The organism is Alkaliphilus metalliredigens QYMF, from assembly GCF_000016985.1.
Lineage (GTDB): Bacteria > Bacillota > Clostridia > Peptostreptococcales > Natronincolaceae > Alkaliphilus_A > Alkaliphilus_A metalliredigens.
This window is the reverse complement of record NC_009633.1, coordinates 3916042-3935998: the sequence shown is the minus strand read 5'-3', so window position 1 is coordinate 3935998 and position 19957 is coordinate 3916042. Positions and strand designations below refer to the sequence as shown.

Annotated in this window: 16 protein-coding genes and 1 pseudogene; 16 read left to right on the top strand and 1 reads right to left on the bottom strand. The window is 36.6% G+C overall.

The features are described 5' to 3' along the window. Positions 1-86: 86 nt before the first annotated feature. From tnpA to AMET_RS26970, 14 genes are all read left to right on the top strand, one after another. A complete protein-coding gene (gene tnpA / locus AMET_RS18770) occupies positions 87-488 on the top strand; it encodes an IS200/IS605 family transposase (RefSeq protein WP_041720962.1) in 402 nt (133 codons plus the stop codon). Beyond that, positions 485-1606 carry an RNA-guided endonuclease TnpB family protein gene (locus tag AMET_RS18765; protein WP_012064894.1) on the top strand — a complete coding sequence of 374 codons (1122 nt, stop codon included), beginning with the start codon at positions 485-487 and terminating at the stop codon, positions 1604-1606. Before tnpA ends, AMET_RS18765 begins: the two co-directional genes overlap by 4 nt. A gap of 185 nt (positions 1607-1791) precedes the next feature. Continuing rightward, positions 1792-2058: a zinc ribbon domain-containing protein gene (locus tag AMET_RS18760; protein ID WP_012064893.1), complete on the top strand. Its 267-nt coding sequence runs from the start codon at positions 1792-1794 to the stop codon at positions 2056-2058. Between the two features lie 61 nt (positions 2059-2119). Beyond that, the gene (locus tag AMET_RS18755) at positions 2120-2866 is read left to right on the top strand and encodes a GNAT family N-acetyltransferase (protein WP_012064892.1); all 747 of its coding nucleotides are present in this window, start codon (positions 2120-2122) and stop codon (positions 2864-2866) included. 4 nt (positions 2867-2870) lie between these two features. Next, entirely contained in the window at positions 2871-3113 is a 243-nt protein-coding gene (locus tag AMET_RS18750) for a radical SAM family protein (protein WP_012064891.1), read from the top strand. A gap of 342 nt (positions 3114-3455) precedes the next feature. Next, positions 3456-3938 (top strand): RNA polymerase sigma factor, encoded by a 483-nt coding sequence (locus AMET_RS18745; RefSeq protein WP_012064890.1) that lies wholly within the window; start codon positions 3456-3458, stop codon positions 3936-3938. Beyond that, complete coding sequence (locus tag AMET_RS18740) at positions 3935-4327, top strand: zf-HC2 domain-containing protein (protein WP_012064889.1); 393 nt, start codon at positions 3935-3937, stop codon at positions 4325-4327. The genes AMET_RS18745 and AMET_RS18740 overlap by 4 nt, the downstream gene beginning before the upstream one ends. A 610-nt stretch (positions 4328-4937) precedes the next feature. Beyond that, a complete protein-coding gene (locus AMET_RS18730) occupies positions 4938-5933 on the top strand; it encodes a helix-turn-helix transcriptional regulator (RefSeq protein WP_012064887.1) in 996 nt (331 codons plus the stop codon). Positions 5934-6185: 252 nt separating this feature from the next. Then, a complete protein-coding gene (locus AMET_RS18725) occupies positions 6186-8015 on the top strand; it encodes an ABC transporter ATP-binding protein (RefSeq protein WP_012064886.1) in 1830 nt (609 codons plus the stop codon). Beyond that, positions 8008-9759 carry an ABC transporter ATP-binding protein gene (locus AMET_RS18720; RefSeq protein ID WP_012064885.1) on the top strand — a complete coding sequence of 584 codons (1752 nt, stop codon included), beginning with the start codon at positions 8008-8010 and terminating at the stop codon, positions 9757-9759. The genes AMET_RS18725 and AMET_RS18720 overlap by 8 nt, the downstream gene beginning before the upstream one ends. A gap of 66 nt (positions 9760-9825) precedes the next feature. Continuing rightward, on the top strand, positions 9826-11199 hold the full coding sequence (locus AMET_RS18715) for an MATE family efflux transporter (protein WP_012064884.1): 1374 nt from the start codon (positions 9826-9828) through the stop codon (positions 11197-11199). Between the two features lie 228 nt (positions 11200-11427). Next, on the top strand, positions 11428-13146 hold the full coding sequence (locus AMET_RS18710) for a sensor histidine kinase (RefSeq protein WP_012064883.1): 1719 nt from the start codon (positions 11428-11430) through the stop codon (positions 13144-13146). A 35-nt stretch (positions 13147-13181) separates the two neighbouring features. Then, complete coding sequence (locus AMET_RS18705; protein ID WP_012064882.1) at positions 13182-14288, top strand: response regulator; 1107 nt, start codon at positions 13182-13184, stop codon at positions 14286-14288. A gap of 415 nt (positions 14289-14703) precedes the next feature. Next, a complete protein-coding gene (locus AMET_RS26970) occupies positions 14704-17643 on the top strand; it encodes a stalk domain-containing protein (RefSeq protein WP_012064881.1) in 2940 nt (979 codons plus the stop codon). A gap of 193 nt (positions 17644-17836) precedes the next feature. On the opposite strand, the pseudogene AMET_RS27410 reads toward AMET_RS26970, so the two are convergent. Next, positions 17837-18004, bottom strand: a pseudogene (locus AMET_RS27410) (IS5/IS1182 family transposase); the annotation flags it as partial. Between AMET_RS27410 and AMET_RS18695 the strand changes: the two are divergent. Both AMET_RS18695 and AMET_RS18690 read left to right on the top strand, forming a co-directional pair. Beyond that, positions 17999-18556: a hypothetical protein gene (locus tag AMET_RS18695; protein ID WP_049765303.1), complete on the top strand. Its 558-nt coding sequence runs from the start codon at positions 17999-18001 to the stop codon at positions 18554-18556. The pseudogene AMET_RS27410 and the gene AMET_RS18695 sit on opposite strands and share 6 nt — an antisense overlap. Positions 18557-18702: 146 nt before the next feature. Continuing rightward, on the top strand, positions 18703-19752 hold the full coding sequence (locus AMET_RS18690) for an aldose epimerase family protein (protein WP_012064879.1): 1050 nt from the start codon (positions 18703-18705) through the stop codon (positions 19750-19752). Positions 19753-19957 lie beyond the last annotated feature (205 nt).

Below are 19957 nucleotides of genomic sequence, written 5' to 3'. Positions count from 1 at the left end.
GGATGAATTGTTGTCCCTTGAGAAATGACCTAATATATGGTATAATATACATAATCAGTCATATCCCATATAAAGAAGGTGTACTCATGGAATTAGATAATAATAATCACTCGGTATTCTTGATGTACTATCATCTTGTTTTGGTGGTAAAGTACAGACGCAGGGTAATTGATCACCCTATTTCTGAAGAACTCAAAGCCATATTTGTCAAAATTGCGTCAAATTATAATATTACCTTACAGGAATGGAACCGAGACATAGATCATATACATATTTTGTTCAAGGCACATCCTAATTCACAACTATCAAAATTCATCAATGCATATAAAAGTGCAAGTTCAAGACTAGTGAAAAAAGAGTTTCCTGCCATAAGAGAAAAGTTATGGAAGGAATATTTTTGGGCCAGGAGTTTTTGCCTACTGACCACTGGGGGCGTATCGGTAGAGGTGATAAAAGCATATATCGAAAGCCAAGGTGAAAAGTCATGAATAAAGCCTATAAATATCGAATCATTCCAAACAGAGAGCAAGAAGAACTCATCAAAAAGACCTTCGGATGTGTTCGATTTGTCTATAATCAAATGCTTTCAAATCGAAAAGAAATATATGAAGAGTATAAACATGACAAGCTAGCATTGAAACAAGAAAAATATCTAACCCCTGCCAACTATAAGGGTGAATTTCCATGGCTAAAGGAAGTAGATAGCCTGGCACTTGCAAACGCTCAGCTCAATCTAAATACAGCTTATGGTAATTTCTTTAGAGATCACTCAATTGGATTCCCAAAATTCAAGAGCAAACATAGAGATAAAAAAAGCTATACCACCAATAATCAAAAAGGAACCATTAGACTGATGGATAACAGTCATATTCGGGTGCCTAAATTAAAGGACATAAAAATAAAGATGCACAGACAATTACCTGAAAATTCAGTGATTAAGTCTGCTACCATTAGTCAGACAGCCACAGGAAAATATTACATATCCATACTTGTGGAGTTTGATATACAAACAGATTTAGTCATGGCAACTAAGGAAACAACCCTAGGATTAGACTACTCTTCAAAAGAACTATATGTAGATAATGAAGGAGACAGAGGCAACTATCCTAGATATTATCGCCAAGCGGAAGAAAAACTTCAAAAAGAACAAAGAAAGCTATCTAAACGTAAAAAAGGTAGCCAAAATAGAGAAAAGCAACGTCAAAAAGTAGCTAAACTTCATGAAAAAGTAGCAAATCAAAGAAAAGACTTCTTACACAAGAAATCAAGGCAGATAGCCAATGCCTATGATGTAGTGGTGATAGAAGATCTAAATATGCGAAGCATGGCACAGGGACTGAAGCTTGCTAAGTCAACTAATGATAATGGATTTGGTATGCTAAAAACATTTTTAGAGTACAAGCTCAAGGAACAGGGAAAACAACTTGTGGTCATTGACAAATGGTATCCCTCTAGTAAGCTTTGTCGATTCTGCAATCGGGTCAATAAAGAATTGACTCTTTCGGAGCGTGTTTGGACTTGTTCCTGTGGAGAAGTAATCGAGAGAGATATAAACGCTGCAATCAATATAAGGAATGAAGGATGTAGAATAATAGGCGTAGCCTAGAATAGATGAAGAAACCGTTGGGCAGACGGGGTTAGCTTGGTAATTATATCAGCATGAGCTGATACGTCCCAAGAAGCCCCCACCTTTAAGTGTTAACGTAGGCGGTGGGAGTATGTCACTATGACACTATGTTGTCATATTAAATAGTCTATAATCTAGATATAAACGATAAGGAGGTATTACCGATGGAAGAAAAGTATTGTCAATCTTGTGCGATGCCAATGGGAGATACGGATGAAATGTATGGATCAAATTTAGATGGAACCAAGAATGAAGACTATTGTAAGTATTGTTACATGGAGGGGACATTTACATCAGACATTTCTATGGAAAAAATGATTGAAGTTTGTGTTCCACACATGGTTTCTGCAAATTCTGCCATGAATGAGGACGAAGCCAGAAAAATGATGAAAGAGTTCTTCCCTACATTAAAACGCTGGAAGATAGGATAATTACCGAGTGGGCATAGATGTATTTCTATGCCTTCTTGGTTTGAAAAAGGAGGGTATTGAGATGTGTAATAATTATATTAACTTGGAAATGAATAACATTGCTGAAGAGCATTTGTGCTGTGCCATTTCTGATAAGAAGCACCAGCATGGGGTTGATGTGAAGCGAGCCTGGTTAGCTGAAAGAATATTAGAAGGTCATGTTTTTAGAAAACTTGACGATAAAGGAAAGGTTTTTATAGAATACGCTCCATTGGAAACGGCTTGGGTTCCTGTTAATGGCGAGAACTATATTTATATATATTGTTTTTGGGTTTCAGGTAGTTTCAAAAGCAAGGGACATGGAAAAAAATTATTAGAATATTGCATTGAAGATGCGAAGAGTCATGGAAAATCAGGCATTTGTGTTATCAGTTCAAAGAAAAAAACACCATTCCTTACAGACAAAAAATATATGCTAAACCATGGATTTGAAGTAGTAGATACAATTGCCGATTATGAACTATTGGCGTTATCATTTGATGGCGCAGAACCTACTTTCGCTGATAGTGCACGAAAGCAAGAAATCGATACGAAAGAACTTACAATTTATTACTCAAAGCAGTGTCCATATATTCCTAACTGTATAGAGCAGGTTGAAAAATTTTGCCAAGCTAATAATATTCCGTTAAACCTGATTGAAGTAAATTCTTTAGAAAAAGCTAAATCTGTCCCCTGTGTATTTAATAATTATGCAGTATTTAATAAAGGAAGGTTTAAAACTGTACATTTACTGAATGAAGGGCATTTGAAAAAGAAGATTTTGGTGTAAGAACATGATAAATTATAAAGAATACAAAACAATTCTGTCAAAAAAGAATAACATGAATATATATCGTGGATGTACCCATGGTTGCATATATTGTGATTCAAGAAGTGAGATATATGGGATGACCTATACTTTTGAAAATATAGAAGTTAAAACAAATGCCATGGAATTATTGGAAAAGGCATTATCCAAAAAGCGTGATAAGTGTATGATTACCACTGGTATGACAAAAAAATGTAAATCATATTAAGGGATGTAGAAGTTTAAGAAAAATGAAAAGTATGTTTTATATTACCTCAGACTATTGTTTGGGGGAATTTTGCTTTGGGGTTAACTTTTACACTGAATCAAAGAAGTACCTTAAATTCAGAGCTTATAACAAATAGGATAGGTGTTTAGCGTAAGCGTATAGAAGAAAATATCTTTTGAGAAACTATTAAGCACAGATTATTTAAGGGTTTGAGGGAGATATTTTCTGTGAGATTCATATAGAAATTTTCAAAGGGAAAATATATTTAGTTTTAACAACAAAAATAAAAAAATATTGAAACGTTTTTGTTTTAGCCAAGTCTTATGAGTAGGAGGTGAGAAAGTGACAGATTTCGGTGAAATATATGTGGAATACTTTTCTGATGTTTATAAATATGTGTTATCCATGAGTAGGGATGAAACCATTGCGGAAGAAGTTACGCAGGAAACCTTTTTTAAGGCAATGCAAAACATAAATCAATTCAACGGAAGCTGCAAACTATATGTATGGCTCTGTCAAATTGCAAAAAACACTTATTTTACACTTTACAAGAAACAGAAACGTACGGTTTTGGGCATGGATACAGAGTTTTTAGATAGGACATCAAATGTAGAATTAGAAACAGACTATCTCGATAAAGAGGCTGCACGGAGATTGCACGTTTTACTCCATAATCTAAATGAGCCATATAAAGAAGTTTTTACTTTACGTGTGTTTGGAGAGCTGTCATTTTCGCAAATTGGGGAGTTGTACGAGAAAACTGACAGTTGGGCAAGGTTGATTTTTTACAGAGCAAAAAAACAATTACAGGAGGAAATGAAATGAAAAATTCTAGTGAAATCATAAAAGATTTGCTACCACTGGATCATGATGGTGTTTGTAGCAATGAAATGAAAATTTCTTGTGAAATCATAAAAGATCTGCTGCCACTGTATCATGACGGTGTTTGTAGCGATGAAAGTAAAGCAATGGTTGAGGAACACCTTACTTGTTGTGATAACTGTAAAGCTGAATTACAAGCTATGGATAATGAATTACCTATTAACTATGCAGAACGGAACTTGAAAGAAGCTGAAGCGGTACAAGAATTATCAATCAGATGGAAAAAAGGAATGTTTAAATCTTTACTAAAAGGAGTTTTCTTCACAATATTAGCTGTCATAATCATTTTTCTTGTGCTTTATGTCTTTATGGGTTTCAAGGTTTTACCTTAGCCTTACTAATTATAATCGAGGACGATAGTAGATCTATCAGCGAAAACTCCACATGGGGGACAAGAAGAAGGTTTGAAAATGGACAGTTTAACAATGAGTACTAAACGGTTCCTGGGATACGACACCGATGAGAGTGCGAATGTGAATAGATTAATTTCTGTATCGACACATTTTTTGCATTGACAATTATTAAAGAATAACATATGATGGAAATGAAAATGATTATCAACATCGATTTAAAGTTAGGTGTTTCACTTGGGGTTATCATGAGGAAAGTAAAGAGTGTATATGATTACATCTGTCCCATCATTATTTTAATAATCGCTTCTCTTCATCGAGGGTTAATAAAAACTTTAAGATTTAGGCATCATACTGCAAAAGTTGGAAATGATTTTTGAAAAAAAAGCTGTGATAGCAAGGCCTATAAAAGAGTCAATCATAAAAGATAGGCTCTTTTCTTCATACAGGGGGTTATCATGAGCATATGATGCAACTAGCTGCATCGCACACCCACGGTTCTATGGCATCCTTTGTTAATTGATGGTTCGAATGTATAATTGTACGATACGGATATGATCATAGAGATTATAAGTATTGAGAGGTTGTTGCTATGATAGATAATCAAATTCAAAATAATGAGATTTTTAATCCTGAAGATCAAAACTGCCCTGTATGTGCCGCCTATAATAGCATTTATAGGAAGGATTCCTTTGAAGCAGAGATGAAACTACCTGAAAAAATGGGAAAGGGCTTTTGTCAAAGAATCATTGTCAAGCCCTCAATGGAAATATCAATATCTGATATGACTTTTCATGAAAGTTTGACCATGGGGGGAGGGCATGACAAGGGTCTGTATTATTTTGCTTTTTGTTTGGGGGAAGCTCTCCAGTGGAGAGCGGAGGGGGACAAAAAAGAATATGAGATAGATTGTGGAGAAAGCTGTATATTCAATGTAAATCAAGAAAAATCTATATGTACCTATAAACCAGAACAACGATTTTGGGGAATTAGTATAGGGTTAGATGTTGCGTTAGTAACAAACATGATGCATCATATAGGAAAACAGAATGCGGCTACCTTACTATCCCATGGAGATAGTTATTTCTATAAAAGGAAATTTTCATCAACTATTAAGGTGATTTTAAATGATATGATACATTGTGGCTACAAAGGTTATGTAAAAAAAATATATCTTGAAGGAAAAGTATTGGAATTGATTGCTGTTTTTATGGATGAAATCATTTTTGAAAATGGTAGATTACATTCCTCCATTAGTCTTTCTGCCTCGGATATAAATGCTCTCCATAAAGCTAGGAGAATTCTTGATGAAAATATTGTAACACCACCTACCATAGGGAAACTTGCAAGATTGATATGCCTTAATGAATACAAGCTTAAAACAGGCTTTAAGGAGTTCTTTGGAATGCCTATTCATGCTTATGTTATTGATAAGAGGTTGGAGATGGCAAGATTTTTAATGGAGAATAAAAAGCTAAGAGTTACAGAAACAGCAATATTGATAGGATACAGTGATGCCAGCCACTTTGCAGAAAAATTTAGAAGAAAATATGGGGTTAATCCATCGGAATTCATAAAAAATTCATAAAAATATCTATTTTAGGAACAGTGAAGGAATACCTTCTCTGTTCCTAAAATACTTTTTGGCATAAATTTTATCCCTTTTGGCGTAGAAAAAAGAAATAAAAATAAGGTATCATTGTGTTATCATATGATCTTGAAAATCGATATCAATTAAATTGATTAGGTTTAATGGGGAGATCGGTGAGGCGTATTAAAAACTTAGGATCGGGGAACTCAATGATTAAAACAATACTTGATAAAGAAAAGAGGCTAAAAAATGGAGAATGAAAACTTGAAAATCACAAATCGAGAATCTGGAGTGGCAAGGCTAATGGAACTTGCCGCTACAAAAAAGACTTTGGTAATATGCTCTGGGATTTTAGCAGCACTGGCATCCATCGCTTCCTTTGTGCCCTATATCGCAATTTACTATATTATAGGTGAAATCATTGGGGTTTATCCACATATTGCAAGTCTTGATGTGCAAAGAACTTTGGGCTTTGGATGGATTGCTCTCGGCGGAATACTTGGAAATGTTCTACTTTATTTCACAGCCCTAATGTGTTCTCATTTGGCGGCTTTTAGTACTTTGTATGAGTTAAAGATAGGATTTGCTGCTCATATTTCTAGATTGCCCCTTGGATTTCATCTAAACTTTGGAAGTGGTAAGCTTCGGAAAGTTATAGATGAAAATATAGAAAAAATAGAAGGGTTTATTGCACATCAACTTCCAGATATAGTGGCATCAATAGTGGCCCCCATAGTCATGGTTGTCATTTTATTAGTGGTTGACTGGCGCTTCGGTTTGGCAGCCTTGGTGGGTATTGCCATAGCCTTTATTGTGCAGGTTAAGGCATATGGAAATGAGGGTTCCAAGGCGATGATGGACAAATATCAGTCTACATTGGAAGAAATGAATAATGCATCGGTGGAATATATTCGGGGCATTTCTGTTGTTAAAGCCTTTAGACAGACGGTATATTCCTTTAGAAGATTACATGAGACAATTAAAGCATACACTGGATTTGTCATTCCATTTACATTAAGTTGGGAAAATTACATGTCGGCTTTTACAATGATTATCAACAATATTTATCTTCTTTTAATTCCAGTGGGAATATTGATTGGTATGAATACGAACGACTATAAAACCTACGCCATGACCTTTATTTTTTATATTTTGTTTGTGCCATCCATTTCTTCAATCATGATGAAAATTATGTACGTGTCTAGTGCTGGAATGAAAATTTCAAGCGGTATAGAGCGTATGGATGATATTTTACACAAGAGAACACTGCCGGAGACAGTTAATCCTAAAACCTGTGAAGGTCGCAATATTGAGTTTGATAACGTATCCTTTTCCTATGATGAAGATAAAGACATATCTGCTTTGAAGGAAGTGTCCTTTCGGGCAGAGCAAGGAGAGGTTACTGCCATAGTAGGTCCATCTGGTAGTGGCAAAAGCACCATCGCTCATCTAATCCCGAGATTTTTTGATGTGACTGAGGGAAGCATTCAAATCGGTGATGTGGATATTCGAGATATGCAGTTAGATTACTTGATGGAACAGGTGAGTTTTGTATTTCAAGATGTATTTTTATTCAAGCAGAGTGTTATGGATAATATTAGAATTGGAGATCAAAGGGTTACAGATGAACAGGTTATTGCTGCTGCAAAAGCTGCACAGTGCCATGAGTTTGTGGAGAAGCTGCCAAATGGTTATCACACAGTAGTGGGCACGAAGGGAGTGCATCTCTCAGGAGGTGAACGCCAGCGCATTGCAATCGCCAGAGCTATTGTAAAGGATGCCCCTATTATCGTCCTTGATGAGGCTACTGCCTTTGCAGATCCCCAAAATGAACAATTAATACAAAAGGCATTTGAAAAATTGATACAGAACAAAACAGTTATCATTATTGCCCACCGACTGTCTACCATACGAAGTGCAAATAAAATTATTGTTATGGATAAAGGACAGCCGGTTGAATGTGGTACACATGACCAACTGATTCAGCAAAAGGGAAAATATAGCATAATGTGGAAAATGTATACAAGAGCCCTTGATTGGAAATTGGACACCGGAAAGGAGATGGAGAAAAATGCTTAATTTAAGAGAAAGGCTCATGTTGACCCATAAAGGGCACTCAGATTTGAAGAAAGCGATTATAGCTTGCACCATTACCAACTTGAGTTTGATGTTACCCTTTGGTATTACAATTCAAATATTTGTTGAACTGTTGAAGCCCTTCATGGGGGAGACAATCTCCTGGACAAAGATGTGGATTTTTTTCGGACTTGGTATTATAGCAGCAGTTCTTGTATTTCTGGCCAGTAAAAATGATTACAAAAAAACCTATATAGCCTCCTATATGGAATCGGAAGCAAATAGAACCCGTATTGCAGAGCATATAAGAAAGCTTCCTATGAGTTTTTTTAATGCCAAGGATGTATCAGAACTGACTACCAACATAATGGGAGATTGTTCAACAAGCGAGCATGTGCTAAGTCATATTATCCCACAGCTTTTGGCTAATGCTATTTCTATTACTGTGATTTGCCTTGGTCTTGCAGCTTTTGATTGGAGATTGGCACTGACGGTTTTTAGTACAGTACCCATTGCATTATTAATTATCGTCTTAAGCAAAAAAATCCAAAACAGATTAAGTGAAAAGCATGTGGAAGCCAAGCTAAAGGCCTCTGATCAGGTGCAGGAATATTTAGAGGGCATCAAAGTCATTAAATCTTGTGGATTAGATGGTTCTAAATTTTCTGCCTTAGACAATGCGCTTCGGTATATGAAGCAAATGGCCATAAAATTGGAGTTTGGGACCGGGGTTTTTGTTGCAGGAGCCCAGATCGTGGTACAGGCGGGAGTGGGGCTTACGGTTTTTGCAGGAACATATCTATTGACAGGAGGAAAAATTGAATTAATTCCATTACTGATGTTTTTTCTAATCGTCGTAAGAATATATGGGCCCATACTGACAGAGCTTACGCTTCTTCCGGAACTGTTCTATATGCAGACTTCCACAAGGCGCATGAGAAGGCTTATTTCAACACCTATAATGGAGGGAGATACAGAAAAGGAAATAAAGAACTACAATATAGAATTTGAAAATGTATCCTTCAGTTATACGGGAAATCTTGCCCCGGAGGAAACGGTAATTAAAGATGTAAGTATATCCATTCCTGCCAATGGTATTACTGCATTGGTGGGACCATCGGGAAGTGGAAAGAGCACCCTATCAAAGTTGATTGCAAGATTTTGGGATGTAAATAAGGGCGTAGTAAAAATAGGGGGTATTGACATCAAAATATTGGATCCAGAGTATTTGATGGATTATATGTCCTTTGTATTTCAGGATGTGGTATTGTTTAACGATACCATTTATAACAATATTCGCATCGGTAATATGGATGCCACTGAGGAACAGATTATGGAAGCTGCTAAGGCGGCTTGCTGCCATGAATTTGTCAACAATCTGCCAGACGGATATCACACTAAGCTTGGAGAAAATGGGAGTACCATTTCCGGAGGTGAGAGGCAGCGGATTTCTATTGCCCGTGCATTGCTTAAAAATGCCCCCATTGTTTTACTTGATGAAGCAACGGCTTCATTGGATCCAGAAAATGAGGTATTGATTCAGCAGGCTATTTCAAAGCTCATAGAAGGAAAAACAGTAATTGTAATCGCCCATCGTTTAAGAACCGTAGTAAGCGCTGATAAAATTATTATTCTAGACAAAGGTAGGGTTCTAGAGGAAGGAACTCATGATGAGTTGCTAAGGGAGAAAGGATTGTATGAGAGACTTTACAGTATTCAGAATGAAAATTTGGGATGGAGCATTTAAGGATGCATACTATGATTGTAGGGATATTATTGGGAAAAATCTAGAATTAATGGGAGTGTGATAATATTGGAAACAAAAATAGATGAAAAAGACAAACAAAAACAAATGATTCTTTCGGAGAATTTGTGGAAAGTAATGTATAGAATTTCATGGCCTGCTGTAATCGCCATGGTATTATATGGCCTAAATTCAGTATTTGATGCAATCTTTGTAGGAAGATTTGTTGGAGAAACAGCATTAGCAGGGGTTTCCATAGCCTATCCATTATCTCAGATAACCCTTGGATTAGGTTCGCTAATCGGTGTTGGAGCAGGATCTGCCCTTAGTATTGCTATAGGGGCAAAAAATCAAGAGATGCAGAAAAGGATATTAGGAAATGTAAATTATCTAACTATTGTCATAACAAGTATCTATGTAATCCTTGCATTGCTATTGACAACACCATTGGTTAAAGTGATGGGTGGCACAGGTGACATATTGAGTATAGGTACAACGTATTTTCAAATAACAGTATTTGGTTCATTATTCTGGATTTATGGTTTAGCAGGAAATATGATCGTACGTGCTGAGGGAAAGATGAAATCTGCTGCAGTCATTATGGGTCTTGGACTTGTAGTGAATATTATAGCTAACTATATTTTGATTGTAGTAATGGATATGGGGGCTGCGGGAGCAGCATGGGGAACAAATCTTGGTATGTTTGTCTATACAATTGTAGGTCTTCTATACTTTGGAAAAGGAAAAGCATCTTTTGAAGCAGCTCCATTTAAGTTCTTTAGAGATAAAAAAATTATAAAGGATATCTTTTCAATGGGGGTGCCATCATTGATTATGACTGTCATGAGTCTTGTACAGGCGGTGGTCGTTTTTAATGCTTTATCTAGATATGGAACCACCTATGATCTAGCACTCTATGGTGCCATATATAGAATCTTTACTTTATTGTTAACGCCTATATTTGGATTGATGAGGGCATTACAACCTGTTATAGGCATTAATTATGGTGCCAAAAATAACCTTCGTGTAATCAGTAGCTTTAAGATATTTGCAATAGCTAGTACTTTGATAATGCTACCCTTTTGGATAGTTATAATGGTTATACCTGAAACTGTATTGGGTTTAATATTTGCAAGTAGAATATTTGATAGTAGCAGCTTATTTTACTTTAGAACCGCCATGGCACTATTACCTATTTTGCCTGTTATATTTATGATGATGACATTCTATCCAGCCATCAATAAAGGAAAACCGGCAGCGATCATAGGAATTGCTCGACAACTCATTTTTTATTTACCTGTGATGTTGATACTTCCAAAGATATATGGTATCCAATGGGTGTATTATGGAGCTTTCTTAATTGATGTTGTTATAACGATTTGGGTTTTTATATTGATTAGAAAAGAGTTCAATATTTTAAGATCAAATCAAGAAAGAATTTAATCTGTTTAGTAGAGGATGATCTTCTGTATAAATTTAAAAGATAAGGGAGCGCCTCTACTTTATTGAGTATTGGCAATCCTTTATTTTTTTCCTAGAATTAAAAACTTATAAAAAATTTTAAATAAAATGCTTTCTCTTTAAAGAATTGACATTTTGAAAATACTGTATTAGTTTTACAAAATATGATAATATTAGCACATAAAATGACAAAAATGGAGGATGAATCCTATGAACGGGATTAGATTAATATTTACCTTAATACTATCAGCCACCATGCTTTGTGCACTGCTGCTGATCACCTACGCTTATAAAAGAAGAAAAATGCCAGCAGCAAAATATTTTATTATGCTACTTATTTCAGCAATTGTATATAGTGCAGCATATATCGGAGAAATCAATGCCGATGACTTTTCCACTGCGATGTTTTGGTTTAACCTTCAGCATATTCCCATACCGATTCAGCATTATCTATGGATGCTGATGAGCTTGGAATACTCTGGAGTCTCTAAAAAACATTTTCAGCTAGCCAAATACACAGGACTCTATCACCCCATCCTATATATCCTGATATTTTTTACAAATCATCTTCATCATCTATACATTTCTGCCTATAGCTTTGAAAGCAATGGCTATTTTTCTATCATTTTTTCAACAAAAGGACCCATGTTTTTCTTGATGGTTGCTTCTGGTACATTTTTAGGTATCATATCCATATTTTTCTATCTAAGGGGTTTACTAAGAACCTCAGGCTTTCATAGACAGGGCTACTTGATTATGATCATAGCCTCCCTGTTTCCATGGGTAACAGTTTATCTAAATGCTATGAACAAAAGCTTTCTTGGCATAGATTATTTCCCCGTTGTATCTGTCCTATCTGGCATACTTTACATATTCGGCATTTTCTATTTTAGAGTTTTCAATACCATCCCCATGGCAACAGAAATCGTATTTAAGCAATCAAAGGAAGGGATTATTTTGATTGACTTGACAGACCATATCATTGAGGCAAATGATGCTCTTCTAAAGATCTATCCCGATCTAAAGGAGGTGCCCCACAAGTATACCTTTACCTCTTTTTTAGAAGCTCATCCTGAATTAATGGAAATATCAGAAGATAATCCCATCCCTCAATTTACATTGCTACAGAAGGGGGATGAGAGATCTTATTCAGCCATCATCACGAAAATCGTAGTGGAGGATAGTCTAGAGATTGGCAAAATACTTACCATCAATGATATTACCCTGTTTGTAGAAAATCAAAAAACCTTGGAATACATTGCATCCTCAGCCATGGATAAAGCAGAAACCAATGAAATCTCCTTTTTACAGGCTCAAATCAATCCTCATTTTTTAAACAATACCCTAAGTGTGATTGGTGCTATGATTAAGAGGGACCCTGAAGGTGCTAGAGAGCTTATTGGTAATCTAGGGGAATACCTTAGAAATAGCTGTTACTTTGACCATACCTCCCCCATGGTTCTGTTAGAAGAAGAGCTTGAAGCAGTAAACACCTATGTAGCTATTGAAAAAACAAGATTTGGAAATAGACTGAATTTCCATATTGTATGTAGTCATCTCCCCAAATTTCATATCCCAAGACTGATTCTGCAGCCGCTAGTAGAAAACGCCATCCGCCATAGTATATTAAGAAAAGCTGATGGAGGTAATGTCTGGCTAACCATTACCCGTAGAGCCAACAAGATATTTTTTGAGGTAAAGGATGACGGTGTGGGGATCGCAGAAGAAAAACTTCTAAGATTAACTGCAAAAGAAGATCAAGGAATAGGCATAACAAACATTCATAAAAGACTCATAAAATACTATAAAAAAGGCTTAAAGATAGAAAGTAGAAAGGGAGAAGGTACCTCAGTAAAATTTTCTATCCCTTTTCATACAGAAAATCCACCAACTGATTTGTCAGAATCCTGTCAGAGGGCTTTGCTATAATAAATTATGATACTTATTAATGGAGTTGAGGATATATGATTAGAGCAATAGTTATAGACGATGAATGGTATAACCTAGAAGAAACAAGTGAACTGATTGATAAAACTGGGTATTTTCATGTTGCAGGAAGATATCAAAATCCTTTGAAGGCATTAGAGGAGGCCAAGCTTACTAATCCTCAGGTGGCATTTATTGACATTGAGCTACCAGAGATGGATGGGATTACTCTAGCAGAAAAACTATTAGAGGTGAATTCTGCCATGATAATTGTCTTTATCACCAGCTACAATCAATATGCAGTCCAAGCATTTGATTTAAACGCCATAGACTATATTCTAAAGCCTATCAAGGGTGAACGCTTTAACCGTATGGTGGAAAAAATAAAAAATGAAATAAGTATCAAAAGTCAAAAGACATCAAAAAATGTAAAAATCAAAGTCTTTGATAAGTTGATGGTTACCCTTGGAGAGACTCCAGTAAAATGGCAGAGAACAAAGGCAAAGGAACTTTTTGCCTACCTTCTGATGCATCATGGCAGTTATGTCCATAAGGAAAAGATCATGGAAAATCTGTGGCCAGAGTATGAACGGGAAAAAGCATTGCAGATCTTACAAACATCCATATGCAAGATAAGAAACCTCTTTTCCCCACTAAAAAATGTAGTGAAGCTAGATTATAGCAACAACGGTTACTGTCTTCTAGTAACAGAAGGAGAATGCGATTATTTTCAGGTGGCAGAGGCATTATCCAGCTATAAAAAAGATGATCCCTCTACCTATGCCTCAGTAGAGAAGGCCAGTATATTGTTTGGAGGAGGATTTTTAGCAGAAGAGGGCTATCTATGGAGCATGGAAAAAGACCAACAGCTGCGGGAAGCTCTGTTGATAATCCTAAAAGAAATCATGAAGATCTATAGAAATAAAGGTTACAAAGAGGAAACCATAAGACTTTTAAAAGCCATCACAAGGCTAGTCCCCTTTGACGAAAACCTTAATTACATGCTTATGGAAATATATCAAGAAACAAAAAACAATATAGCAGCCTTTAACCACTATCAATGGCTGGAAAAAACCCTGCAGGAGGAGTATGATACAGTTCCTTCGCAAAGGGTGAAGGAAATGATTTGTAGTCTAAGATTTTAAGGTGAAAAATGGAGTAGCGAAGCAAGGGGACGGGGTTAGTGCTTACTGGGCGATAAAGTTGAGTATGATGAAGAGACGAGGGAGATTAGTATAGAAAAATAAGTATTAGTTAACCTATAGGACCTCAGAACTATTTTCTGGGGTCTCTATTTTTTTTGAAAAATACAATAAGCATAGACCTATGAAGGAAAAAAAGGAAGGATGCTGATATATACTAACGTAAAATATAGTAAGTCAGTATAAAGTAGATAGCTTAACAAATAAAATTTATAAGGAAGTATCAAGTATTTTGTGATTTTATAGACATCTTTTGTAAGAATCCTGTCAGAGGGCTTTGATATACTATAAAAAACTTTAACCTAAAGCACTACAGAAGGGTTTAAAGATTTCAAGATAAAAATGGAGGAGATGAAGTATGAAAAAGAAACAAAGGTTAGCCCTGGTTATAATTCTGACACTGGTATTATCAGTGATAGCCCCGGCAGGACTGCCAATGTATGCGGATGCTGCAAGCATTAGTTCTACTGACTATACCTTTGACATAAGTGGGGGGAATATAACCTTAGCATCAGGAACAGGAGAATATACTGGTAAGATTGCAGTAACACATGGAAGTGTAACACAGCATGTTTATGCAGATGATACAATCACTATCACTGGTACCACTACAACCAATAGGGTTTTGGTGAGTAGTGGAGTAACGGCAAATATTACTTTGTCCAATGTAGACATTAGTAGAACTAGCATTAATCAGTGCGCTTTTGATATGAGCGGTGCTACTATTAACCTCACTTTAATAGGAAACAATTCCTTAAGCAGTGGCTTGATGCAAGCAGGGTTAAAGGTGCCCGCTGGAGCAGTTTTAACTATCAACGGGTCTGGTAGATTAACCGCCAAGAGTGTTGTCATAGGTAGTTCTAGTGCAGGTATTGGCGGTGGCTGGGGTCAAGATGCAGGTACAATCAACATTTTAGGTGGTACGGTAACAGCCATGGGAGGAAACAGTGGAGCAGGCATTGGTGGTGGTGGTCGTGGAGTCAGTAGCGGCGGCTATGGTGGCGCAATCAATATTTCAGGAGGAATTGTCACTGCAACAGGCGGTGATTATGGAGCAGGCATCGGTGGAGGTTTTGAGGGCAGTGGCGGTATAATTAATATTTCAGGAGGAACTGTTACTGCAGTAGGCGGAAGCAGTGGTGCCGGTATCGGTGGCGGTCCCAGCGGTGGCAGTGGTACAATCAATATTTCAGGGAATGCCCAGATTACCGCAACAGGCGGTGGACCAATAATGGGGCGTCAAAATGGATGGGATATTGGCTCAGGAAGCGGCAGTTCAGGCACTGGTACCTTAAAAATAGCAGGTGACGGCAATGACAATCCTACTGTGGTATTTACAACATACGGCACCAATGCACTGGTACCCACAGGGGTGGAAAAACCCTATACCAACTGCACCATACAAGGTGCAGGGGCAAAAGATAAGAAAGGCATAGATATCGCAGGTGTGTATGGTCCAGAGGGAAAAGAACAGGCACACCTCATCATTACTGGCGTGCCCACCAACATGACAGTAAATGAAACCTTTGATCTCAGCAGCTCAGTGACGGGTGGAAGTACCACAGGTGCCATCACCTACAGTGTTACTGGAAGTGGGTTGACGGTGGAGAATGAAAGTATTGTCACTGCAGTGCAGGTAGGAACAGCAACGATTACGGTAACCAAAGAAGGTGACAAGTATTTTAGCTCTGTTTTAGCTATCATAGGTAACATCATAGTCACCGAACCGGTAACGCTAGAAAGAATACGAGTGACCAGTCAGCCCGACAAGGTTATCTACTATGTAAATGAGACCTTGGATTTAACTGGTCTAGTAGTAACGGGTGAATACAGCGATACTTCTACGGCATCACTGAGCGTCACCGCAGCTAATATCAGTGGATTTAACAGTAGTGTAGAAAAAGACAATCAGGTTATCACCGTCACTTATGAAAACAAAATCACTACATTTACAGTGGATATTGTGACCCCACTTATCCCAACCATCAATCCGGCTTCAATGAACTATGAGCTGACAACCCCAGCTGACGTATTCACTATAATCACATGGGGAAATGCTGTCAGTGTCACAGATGTAATGTATGGAAGTGAAAATCTAGTGTTAGATACAGATTATACAATTAATGTAAATCAACTCACCATATATACTGATTATCTAGAAGCTTTGAACTTGAGACAAGGAGATAGGGCAGAATTTAATATTTTTTTTGATGACAATAATATAGTAACACTGACAGTCAACGCTGTAGAAGGTTATATTCCCTCTGGCAATGCCAAATTAATGGAACTGCTATTAAGCCAGGGAACATTGAACCCTACTTTTAGTGAGGATATAGTGTCCTATAGTGCTAACGTAGGCAGTGGGATATCCAGCATGAATGTAACAACCGTCATAGAAGACAGTAATGCAACAGTAGCTATTAACGGAAACTCTGTAGCTAGCGGAAGTGTCATACCAATAAGTTTGAATACAGGAAATAATACCATCACTATTGTAGTAACGGCTGAAAATGGAAGTATCAAGACCTATACCATTATCGTAAACAGAGCTTCATCAAACGCTGGAGGAAGTATAAACAGCTCTTCTAGGGACGGTTCCAGTACACAAAACTTAGCCATCGTAAAAACTAATCCCACCGAGGCAATAGAAGGTATCGCCTATTCCTATAGCTTTATAGCCACTGGAGGAGGCAAAGGCTATAGCTTTAAAATCACCAGTGGAGCATTACCAGAGGGTTTAACCCTTTCAAAGGATGGAGTTATCAGCGGTACCCCCACCAAGGCGGGAACCTACCAATACACCATTACCGTGACAGATCAAAATGGCAGAGTAGTGAGACATAGCTTCACCCAAGTTATTGGAGAAGAAGTAGAAGAAGAAATCCAAAAAGAACCACTAGAGAAGGAAGATCCTCCGAAAAAACAAATAAGACTGACCCTAGGTAGGCTGGAAACACAGATAGACGATGAAATCTATCTATTGGACACAATACCCTTTATCGAGGGAGAATCCAACAGAACTCTAGTCCCCATTAAATTCATCAGCGAAGCCCTAGGAGCAAAGGTAACCTGGCTGTCGGAGACGGAACAGGTCTTAATCATAGAAGGAGAAACGGAAATCCTGTTGACCATTGGTTCTAAGGAAGTACTGGTCAATGGAGAGATTATCTTGATAGAAACTGAACCAAGGATTATGTCTCCAGGACGGACCTTTGTACCACTACGATTTGTCAGTGAGATACTAGGTGCTACAGTGGAGTATGATGAAGTGACGAGAGAGATTACAATAATCAAATAAGCAACCTTTTAAGAAGAATTCTTCGACCCATAGGACCTCAGAACTATTTTCTGAGGTCCTAAGTTTTTTCAGACAAGCAGACAAAGGGACAGGGGAGACCACTGAAAAAATGGTTCTTTTAAGTCCTGTTTCCTTAGTATATTATTGCTTTTCTACTAAATTTAAATCTAGAAACCCAAAAGTGTGATTTTATAGTTAATCTAGAGGATAGGATGATTGCTACCCTCTTTAGATTTACTGCTAATGTAGTTAATTTTGCTTGTGTTGCCATACTTCTTAAACCGTACCCTCGGGCACGATTTAATCCATTGAAATTTTTCATTTCGCCATTTTTCCATTCTTGGCAGGCTCTATTGTGGAAGCTATGTATATTGGTATAACAAAAAATATGAACGGATGGAACTTTATTCAGGATCGATTTAAAAGTGAACGAGTAGAGACGGAATCATATTTTTTGACGGTTATAAGATATATTCGTCAAAATCCTATAAAAGCAGGAATTATAAGAATTATAAGAATTATAAGAATTATAAGAATTATAAGAAACATAAAAGACTATAGATGGAGTAGTTATAGGGAATATTCAGTAACACCAAAAATAATAGATAAGGAATATGTACTTAAAATATTTGCTAAAGACAATGATATAGCTATTGAATTATTTATTAAATTTAACAAAGAGAATAATAATGATGAGTGCTTAAAAATCGAGGAAAAAAAGAAGAATATATCAGATGATGAATTAAGACGGATAATAAAAAATCAATTTAAGGTAGAAGAATGGACGTTACAAAATGAATCAAAAGAAAAGAAGGAAATGATGTTAAAGAAAGCCTTAGAGATAGAAGGAATATCAACAAGGCAGCTGGCAAGAGTTACTGGGGTATCGGCGAATACTATTTGGAAATTATAATATGTTACACAGAACCAAAGCAACAACACCGTCCCTGTGCTTCGCGTGTTTCCCTTGTTTAATTAGCATTTTCTGTTGTATATTTATTAAGAGAATACTTTTCGTAGGTATTCAATAATACAATGAAAAAAAGAGGATGAAAGAACATGGATATTTTAATTGAAAAATGCAATGAAGCATTGGATGGTAATACTCTTGTTATTTATACGCTTACAAATGAAGCAGGAATGAAGGTGAAAATCTGTAATCTTGGAGCTACTATAATATCCCTATTTGCCCCTGATAGGAAAGGAAAATATCAGGATATTGTACTAGGCTTCGAAAAAATCGAGAATTATTATAATAATACGCAATTCTTAGGAGCTATCATTGGAAGATATGCAAATAGAATTGAGGGGGGAGTCATAGAAATTGGGGGTATTGAGTATAAGCTTGAACGGAACGACGGTAATAATCACCTTCATGGAGGCTATCGGGGCTTTGATAAAGTGTTTTGGAGTGATGAAGCAGTAAGTAAGGGAGAAAAATCCTTGGTTTTAAGTTATACAAGTGAGGATATGGAAGAAAATTATCCAGGGAAGCTCGAAGTGAAGGTTTCATATAGCCTTACTTCTGATAATGCCTTAAGAATAGACTATTATGGAATCTCTAACAAAGATACAATAGTAAATCTAACTAATCACAGCTATTTCAACCTTTCGGGCCACGATAAGGGCGACATTGGAGGACATGAACTTATAATAGATGCTGAGTATTTCACCCCTATAAATCAAGAATGTTTGCCAACAGGAGAAATCCGTTCCGTAGAGGGAACAGCTATGGACTTTCGTAACATGAAAATAATAGCTACTGGGCTTGAAAGTGATGAAGAGCAAATCATAATGGGGCAAGGGTATGATCATAATTTTGTTCTGAGAAGCAATGGTGATTTAAAAAAGAAAGCAGCGGAGGTCCATGATCCTGTCAGTGGTAGACGAATGGAGGTATATACAACAAAACCTGGGATACAATTTTACTCTGGAAATCATCTTGAAAGCTCAGCTACAGGGAAAAACGGAGTAAGCTATAAAAAATGGAGTGGACTTTGCTTGGAAACACAGTATTTTCCAAATGGTATGAAGCATAAGCATTTTCCTTCTTGTATTTTAAAAAAAGGAAAGGAATATAAGCATACTACAATTTATAAATTCCTTTAACTCAATTGACTTAGTTTACACAAGTATTTTAGAAGGTTTTGTGTTTTTTTAGATACTTTTTAAAGTCATTTTAAAAATACTTTTTAAAGGGGGTTGAAAAAGTATAAGAAGTATTTTATAATTAAATTAGAGTCATTATATGGAAAAAATGAGTTCGCTTTTTTAACAATTAAGATGAGTAGTGGACAATACAATTCGATTGTTA

Excerpts from the sequence above, each read along its gene's own strand:
- tnpA (WP_041720962.1), top strand. The coding sequence starts at position 87 with ATGGAATTAGATAATAATAATCACTCGGTATTCTTGATGTACTATCAT.
- AMET_RS18755 (WP_012064892.1), top strand. The coding sequence starts at position 2,120 with ATGTGTAATAATTATATTAACTTGGAAATGAATAACATTGCTGAAGAG.
- AMET_RS18760 (WP_012064893.1), top strand. The coding sequence starts at position 1,792 with ATGGAAGAAAAGTATTGTCAATCTTGTGCGATGCCAATGGGAGATACG.
- AMET_RS18725 (WP_012064886.1), top strand. The coding sequence starts at position 6,186 with ATGGAGAATGAAAACTTGAAAATCACAAATCGAGAATCTGGAGTGGCA.
- AMET_RS18740 (WP_012064889.1), top strand. The coding sequence starts at position 3,935 with ATGAAAAATTCTAGTGAAATCATAAAAGATTTGCTACCACTGGATCAT.
- AMET_RS18765 (WP_012064894.1), top strand. The coding sequence starts at position 485 with ATGAATAAAGCCTATAAATATCGAATCATTCCAAACAGAGAGCAAGAA.
- AMET_RS26970 (WP_012064881.1), top strand. The coding sequence starts at position 14,704 with ATGAAAAAGAAACAAAGGTTAGCCCTGGTTATAATTCTGACACTGGTA.
- AMET_RS18710 (WP_012064883.1), top strand. The coding sequence starts at position 11,428 with ATGAACGGGATTAGATTAATATTTACCTTAATACTATCAGCCACCATG.
- AMET_RS18750 (WP_012064891.1), top strand. The coding sequence starts at position 2,871 with ATGATAAATTATAAAGAATACAAAACAATTCTGTCAAAAAAGAATAAC.
- AMET_RS18705 (WP_012064882.1), top strand. The coding sequence starts at position 13,182 with ATGATTAGAGCAATAGTTATAGACGATGAATGGTATAACCTAGAAGAA.
- AMET_RS18730 (WP_012064887.1), top strand. The coding sequence starts at position 4,938 with ATGATAGATAATCAAATTCAAAATAATGAGATTTTTAATCCTGAAGAT.
- AMET_RS18690 (WP_012064879.1), top strand. The coding sequence starts at position 18,703 with ATGGATATTTTAATTGAAAAATGCAATGAAGCATTGGATGGTAATACT.
- AMET_RS18720 (WP_012064885.1), top strand. The coding sequence starts at position 8,008 with ATGCTTAATTTAAGAGAAAGGCTCATGTTGACCCATAAAGGGCACTCA.